Origin of the sequence: Methylophaga sp. UBA2689 (assembly GCA_002354555.1) — a bacterium.
Lineage (GTDB): Bacteria > Pseudomonadota > Gammaproteobacteria > Nitrosococcales > Methylophagaceae > Methylophaga.
Genome location: DELT01000096.1, coordinates 1 through 5,963 on the forward strand (window position 1 = coordinate 1; position 5,963 = coordinate 5,963).

The 5,963-nt window shown below is 44.6% G+C and carries 9 protein-coding genes; 7 read left to right on the forward strand and 2 right to left on the reverse strand.

Annotation, left to right across the window (positions count from 1 at the left end):
* Both B3M51_RS11970 and B3M51_RS11975 read left to right on the forward strand, forming a co-directional pair.
* On the forward strand, window positions 1-471 hold a 471-nt coding region (locus B3M51_RS11970; protein ID WP_292759510.1), incomplete at its 5' end, for a biotin/lipoyl-containing protein.
* Between the two features lie 11 nt (window positions 472-482).
* Window positions 483-1,616, forward strand: coding sequence for a sodium ion-translocating decarboxylase subunit beta (locus tag B3M51_RS11975; RefSeq protein WP_014707314.1), 1,134 nt, complete (start codon window positions 483-485; stop codon window positions 1,614-1,616).
* Window positions 1,617-1,644: 28 nt separating this feature from the next.
* Here the strand turns inward: B3M51_RS11975 and B3M51_RS11980 are convergent, their stop codons facing one another.
* Entirely contained in the window at window positions 1,645-1,965 is a 321-nt protein-coding gene (locus B3M51_RS11980) for a hypothetical protein (RefSeq protein WP_292480498.1), read from the reverse strand.
* A 110-nt stretch (window positions 1,966-2,075) separates the two neighbouring features.
* Between B3M51_RS11980 and B3M51_RS11985 the strand changes: the two genes are divergently transcribed.
* The 5 genes from B3M51_RS11985 (at window position 2,076) to B3M51_RS12005 (ending at window position 5,240) form a co-directional block, all read left to right on the forward strand.
* Window positions 2,076-2,297 carry an RNA-binding S4 domain-containing protein gene (locus B3M51_RS11985; protein WP_292480500.1) on the forward strand — a complete coding sequence of 74 codons (222 nt, stop codon included), beginning with the start codon at window positions 2,076-2,078 and terminating at the stop codon, window positions 2,295-2,297.
* A 65-nt stretch (window positions 2,298-2,362) separates the two neighbouring features.
* Complete coding sequence (locus B3M51_RS11990; RefSeq protein WP_292480502.1) at window positions 2,363-2,686, forward strand: metalloregulator ArsR/SmtB family transcription factor; 324 nt, start codon at window positions 2,363-2,365, stop codon at window positions 2,684-2,686.
* A 36-nt stretch (window positions 2,687-2,722) separates the two neighbouring features.
* Window positions 2,723-3,208: an arsenate reductase ArsC gene (locus tag B3M51_RS11995; protein WP_292759513.1), complete on the forward strand. Its 486-nt coding sequence runs from the start codon at window positions 2,723-2,725 to the stop codon at window positions 3,206-3,208.
* Window positions 3,208-4,242 carry an ACR3 family arsenite efflux transporter gene (gene arsB, locus B3M51_RS12000; RefSeq protein WP_292480506.1) on the forward strand — a complete coding sequence of 345 codons (1,035 nt, stop codon included), beginning with the start codon at window positions 3,208-3,210 and terminating at the stop codon, window positions 4,240-4,242. The genes B3M51_RS11995 and arsB overlap by 1 nt, the downstream gene beginning before the upstream one ends.
* Window positions 4,239-5,240, forward strand: a complete 1,002-nt coding sequence (locus B3M51_RS12005) for an ArsJ-associated glyceraldehyde-3-phosphate dehydrogenase (RefSeq protein ID WP_292480508.1) — start codon at window positions 4,239-4,241, stop codon at window positions 5,238-5,240. The genes arsB and B3M51_RS12005 overlap by 4 nt, the downstream gene beginning before the upstream one ends.
* A 1-nt stretch (window position 5,241) precedes the next feature.
* Here B3M51_RS12005 and alkB read toward each other — a convergent pair whose 3' ends face one another.
* Window positions 5,242-5,913: a DNA oxidative demethylase AlkB gene (gene alkB, locus B3M51_RS12010; protein ID WP_292480510.1), complete on the reverse strand. Its 672-nt coding sequence runs from the start codon at window positions 5,911-5,913 to the stop codon at window positions 5,242-5,244.
* Between the last annotated feature and the right edge of the window lie 50 nt (window positions 5,914-5,963).

Here is a 5,963-nt window from a genome sequence, read left to right on the forward strand (position 1 = left end):
TTAACCTTTGCGTTATTTAATCAGACTGCAATCAAATTTCTTAAAAACCGTGGTAATCCTGAGGCATTTGAACCATTGCCAACCGCAGAATCCACTCACGAATCTTCCACCTCAGCCAAATCGGCAGGCTCGCCTGAAACCTACACCATCACAGTCAATGGTCAGCAATATGTTGTTGAAGTAAATGAAGGTGGTGATATCAGTCAGATTGACAGCTCACAGGCGCCTCAGCCTGCTGCGCAGCCAAGTACAAATGAAGGTGTTGCTGTAAAAGCACCTTTGTCTGGCAATATCTGGAAAATCATGGTTTCTCAAGGCCAATCAGTTAAAGAAGGCGATGTCTTGCTTATCCTTGAAGCGATGAAAATGGAAACACAGATAGTAGCCGAACACGACGGTACGGTGACTTCAATCAATGTTAAACCAGGTGACACCGTCAAAGTTGGTGACACCCTCGTTTCTATCGCTTAAGGGCTACTCTAATGGATAAGTTATTACATCTTTGGGAGGCCACTGGCTTCTATCAAATGCAACCTGGCCAAGGGATCATGATCCTGATTGGCATGTTGTTGTTATATCTGGCAATCAAGAAAAACTTTGAGCCTTTATTACTGGTTCCAATTGGCTTTGGTGGCGTGCTTGCCAATATTCCGGGAGCCGGCTTAGCTGAGGCAGGTGGTATTTTGCACCTGTTTTATGTGGTTGGTATTGAAAGCGGCGCCTTCCCACTAATCATTTTTATGGGTGTCGGCGCAATGACTGATTTTGGTCCCCTGCTCGCCAATCCTAAAACTCTGTTTCTGGGAGCTGCAGCTCAGTTTGGTATTTTTGCAACGTTAATGGGCGCGGTTTTACTTTCCACCTTCGGTATATTTGACTTCAGTCTGGCCGATGCCGCGGCTATTGGTATTATCGGCGGCGCTGATGGGCCTACATCGATTTATGTGGCCAGTAAGCTTGCACCTGACTTGCTGGGTGCTATTGCTGTTGCCTCTTATTCCTACATGGCATTGGTACCGTTGATTCAGCCACCGATTATGCGTGCGCTGACTAATGAGAAAGATCGTAAAATTCGTATGCATCAGCAGCGTCATGTTTCACAACGGGAAAAAATTGTTTTCCCTTTGGTTATCCTGATTCTGGTCGCTCTTTTCCTGCCTGATGCCGCACCATTATTAGGTATGTTCTGCTTCGGTAATCTGATGAAAGAATGTGCAGTAGTGGATCGCCTGAGTAATACGACTCAGAACTCACTGATCAACACTGTGACGATTTTCCTGGGGCTTGCAGTTGGTTCCAAATTAAGTGCAGAAAGCTTTCTGAATGAAATGACATTAGGCATTCTGCTGCTTGGTATGGTGGCCTTCTCTATCGGTACTGCCTCCGGGGTTATCATGGCCAAAATACTCAATAAAATAACCAAAGAGCCAATCAATCCGTTAATTGGTTCTGCTGGTGTATCAGCAGTACCCATGGCGGCCAGGGTTTCTAACAAGCTGGGTCTGGAAGCAGATAAACACAACTTCCTGTTAATGCATGCTATGGGGCCAAATGTGGCCGGTGTTATCGGCTCAGCAGTAGCAGCAGGTATCCTGATTAACTACGCAGCCGGTTAATATTTATTGCTCCCTGAAATAGCTTTTTTCAGGGAGCAATTTGTTTACCTTTTACCATTCTCACTTTTGCAATCTGATCACCAGAACCTCTTATTTCGCAAGCATATCCGGCAAAAGATGCGTGAGATTCTACCAGTCCCTGCCATTTTTCACCCTGGGCATAATCACCATTCATCCGGCTAAAATCCAGCCCAAAGCGTTTCAATAAAACTAACGTATTGCTATAGCTCATACCAGGTTTTATTTGTTGACAGGCAGAATTTATCTTATCGGTTTCCCACACGTAATAAAGTGGGTATATCATCACCAGCACAATTAAAAATTGTAACAACTTAACAAGCATTTTCATGGCCATGTTTCCTTTCATTGAGCCATTTTCGAGTGTGTTGATTGTAGAGTGAGTCACATTGTTAAAACGTGACCTAACGATTGTTTTTTACAAAATAACAGGAAACTTCCATGTCTAAAGAAATAACACCCGTTCATATCACCAAAAGCCCGGTCGAACTGTTCAAGATCCTTAAATTTGAAGGCATTGCTGACAGTGGTGCCGAAGCAAAAAATATCGTTGCCGAGGGGCATGTTAAAGTGAATGGTGAAGTTGAAACCCGTAAACGAAGACAAATGGTTGCTGGTGATATTTTTCAAATTGGGGATGATAGCTGGCAATTAGTGGATTGACTTAGCGGTATTTTAATATATGATTTAATGCATATATGAATATTCAAATGTAACTTTACTATACTATGGATTTACTAAGTTTTCACAAATGTCTGGCCGATGAAACACGGCTACGTATGGTGTTGCTGATTGTTGATCAGGGCGAACTTTGCGTATGTGAGCTGATGTCTGCTCTAAAAATAAGCCAACCAAAAATTTCACGTCATCTGGCACTTCTGAGACAAAACGGACTATTACAGGATCGGCGTCAGGGACAGTGGGTTTACTATCGACTTAATCCTGAACTCCCCGCCTGGTCTCAACAATCAATCAATGCGGCTTATCAGAGTAAACCTGACTTCTTCAAACAAGACTTGACCAAGTTACAACGCTTGAGTAATTGCTGCTAAAAAATTTCACTAAATATATATGGATAAACATATGTTATGACGACGACACATTTCAAATTTTTATTTCTATGCACGCACAATGCCTGCCGAAGCATTCTTGCTGAGGTTATTTTCCGACATCTGGCGGATAACAGGTTTATTGTGGCCAGTGCAGGTAGCAACCCAGCGGGTAAGGTTTATCCTGAAACACTGACCAAATTGCAAGAACATGGTTATAGCGTTGGGGGATTATTCAGCAAATCCTGGGATGATTTAAAAGATTATCAACCAGATGTTGTTATCACTGTTTGCGATCAGGCCGCAGGCGAAAGTTGCCCGGTCTGGTTTGGCAAGGCGGTGAAAGGACATTGGGGATTGACCGATGCTTCCAAAGTAGTGGATCCACTTGAGCGAAATCAGACTTTCGATGAATTAATCAGTTTGCTCGACGCTCGCATCAGTGCATTACTGCAATTAATGCCAGCTGAGTTATCTGCCTCTGAACTCAGCGCTGAAATTAAACGCATAGGAGCTTTATCCTGATGGGCATATTTGAACGCTATTTATCGGTTTGGGTCGGGCTGAGTATTCTGGCTGGCCTGTTCTTGGGAAATCTGTTTCCCACCCTGTTCAATCTGGTTGCCAGCCTGGAATATGCACATGTCAATCTGCTGATCGCAATATTTATCTGGTTGATGATTTACCCAATGATGGTGCAGGTGGATTTCACGGCGATTAAAGATATTGGCAAGCGACCTCAGGGAATCTGGCTGACTTTAGTCATCAACTGGCTGATCAAACCCTTCACTATGGCCGCCCTGGGCTGGCTGTTTTTTAAAGTCCTGTTTGCCGGATGGGTCGATCCCCAATCGGCTGATGAATATATTGCTGGTATGATTTTACTCGGAGTGGCTCCCTGCACAGCAATGGTGTTTATCTGGAGTCAATTGGTCAAAGGTGATGCCAATTACACACTGGTACAGGTGTCACTCAATGACATTATTATGATTTTTGCCTTTGCACCGATTGCCGCATTTTTACTTGGTATCACTGATTTAACCGTGCCTTGGGAGACCTTGCTGATTTCGGTCGTTTTATATGTGTTGTTACCCTTGTTAGCCGGTTTTTTCACTCGACAACATATTATCAAAAACAAGGGTTTACCTGAGTTAACAAGTTTTTTAAATCATATCAAACCCTGGTCAATTCTGGGATTACTGGCCACTGTGGTGCTTTTGTTTGGCTTTCAGGCTGAAACCATTCTGCAACAACCTTTCATTATTGTACTGATAGCCATTCCGCTGTTGATTCAAACCTATGGGATTTTTGCGTTAGCTTATTTCGCAGCGATCAAACTGCGTCTCCAGCATGATGTTGCTGCACCGGCATGCCTTATTGGCACATCCAATTTTTTTGAAATGGCCGTCGCTGTTGCTATTTCATTATTCGGACTGCATTCCGGTGCAGCACTTGCAACCGTGGTGGGTGTGTTAGTGGAAGTGCCCGTCATGCTGACATTGGTCTATTTCGCTAATCGAACCCGACACTGGTTTCCAAAAAATGAGAATTTATCATGACAATTAAAGTAGGTATTAATGGTTTCGGCCGTATCGGTCGGTTATGTTTACGTGCCGCATGGGACTGGACTGATATTGAGTTTGTACAGCTTAATGATCCTGCCGGTGATGCTGAAACCCACGCCCATTTGTTAAATTTTGATTCGGTACATGGCCGCTGGGATCACCAGGCAGAAGCCAAGGGCAATACTATTATTGTTGGTCATAAAACGCTTGCTGTTACGGCAAATAAAGCTATTGATGACACTGACTGGTCAGGTTGCGATGTCGTCATAGAGGCTTCCGGCAAAATGCGCGACACTGGGTTGCTGCAAAGCTATCTGGATCAGGGTGTAAAACGTGTGGTAGTCACAGCCCCGGTCAAACAGCCCGGTATATTAAATGTCGTAATGGGCGTTAATGATGATCTGTATGATGCCGATAAACATCCCATAGTCACGGCCGCTTCCTGCACCACCAACTGTCTGGCACCAGTTGTCAAAGTCATTCATGAAAATCTGACTATCAAGCATGGCATGATTACTACCATCCATGATCTGACCAATACCCAGTCAATTATGGATACTCCCCATAAGGATTTACGCCGGGCCCGCATGTCCGGTACGAATTTGATTCCCACCACCACCGGCAGTGCTACAGCTATTACTGAAATTTTCCCCGAACTCAAAGGGCGGCTCAATGGACATGCTGTACGTGTGCCATTAGCCAATGCATCTTTAACGGATTGTGTTTTTGAAGTAGAACGTGCTACCTCGGTTGAAGAAGTTAACGCGTTATTAAAAGCTGCCGCCGAAAATGAGTTAAACGGTATTTTGGGCTATGAGGAACAACCGCTGGTTTCCAGTGATTATCGGGGCGATCCTCGTTCCAGCATTATTGATGCCCTATCAACCATGGTCACTAATGAGACTCAGGTGAAAATTTATGCCTGGTACGACAATGAATGGGGTTACAGCATGCGGACAATGGAACTGGTTCGTAAAGTTGGCTTAAGCTAAGTTAGCTTGCCTGGCGAAACGTCAGGTTAAATCGATATGGCCCGGTCAGTGAATGCTGACCGGGTTTCAAGGTTAATACACCATGATAATAACGACGCGCTGCCCTGCCCCAGACGATGACATCGCCATGTTCAAGTGGGATTCGCTGCTTTGGATCGTTTCTACTGGCTCCGCCAAACTGAAAAATGATGGGCAAACCCAATGAGACTGAAACTATTGGCTGAGAAAAATCCCGTTCATCTTTATCCTGATGCAGCCCCATCTTGGCGCCAACTTCATATTGATTCATTAAACAAACATCTGGATTAAAGTCAGAGAAACCACAACGCTCGGCTGCTGTTTCGGCAAGATCCCGAAAACACTGCGGCATTTCAGGCCAGGGCAAATTTGTCAGTGGATCGGTTGCGGTATATCGATAACCATTGCGATCAGTGTGCCAGCCCACAGCACCGCAATTGGTAATTGCTGCCGACATATAAAATCCGCCTGGTGTCTGCATTTTGCGAAAAGGTGATTGGGCATTAATCTGCTCAATGGCAGTTAATAACTGTGAGGCTTGTTGAAGGGCAAAACCTTTCAGAAGGAAGACATCCGGCAGGATCTCATCACAGTCTTTAAAGTCACTCTCAGCAAATAAATCTGCTGTAATCATAAGGGCTTGTGGATCTTTCATCTCCGCCTCTGTTGTGAGCGGAAAAAGCGTCAATCAAGGCACGAGGAGCG

Coding starts and splice junctions, on each gene's coding strand:
- B3M51_RS11975 (WP_014707314.1), top strand. CDS start 483: ATGGATAAGTTATTACATCTTTGGGAGGCCACTGGCTTCTATCAAATG.
- B3M51_RS11980 (WP_292480498.1), bottom strand. CDS start 1,965: ATGAAAATGCTTGTTAAGTTGTTACAATTTTTAATTGTGCTGGTGATG.
- B3M51_RS11985 (WP_292480500.1), top strand. CDS start 2,076: ATGTCTAAAGAAATAACACCCGTTCATATCACCAAAAGCCCGGTCGAA.
- B3M51_RS11990 (WP_292480502.1), top strand. CDS start 2,363: ATGGATTTACTAAGTTTTCACAAATGTCTGGCCGATGAAACACGGCTA.
- B3M51_RS11995 (WP_292759513.1), top strand. CDS start 2,723: ATGACGACGACACATTTCAAATTTTTATTTCTATGCACGCACAATGCC.
- arsB (WP_292480506.1), top strand. CDS start 3,208: ATGGGCATATTTGAACGCTATTTATCGGTTTGGGTCGGGCTGAGTATT.
- B3M51_RS12005 (WP_292480508.1), top strand. CDS start 4,239: ATGACAATTAAAGTAGGTATTAATGGTTTCGGCCGTATCGGTCGGTTA.
- alkB (WP_292480510.1), bottom strand. CDS start 5,913: ATGAAAGATCCACAAGCCCTTATGATTACAGCAGATTTATTTGCTGAG.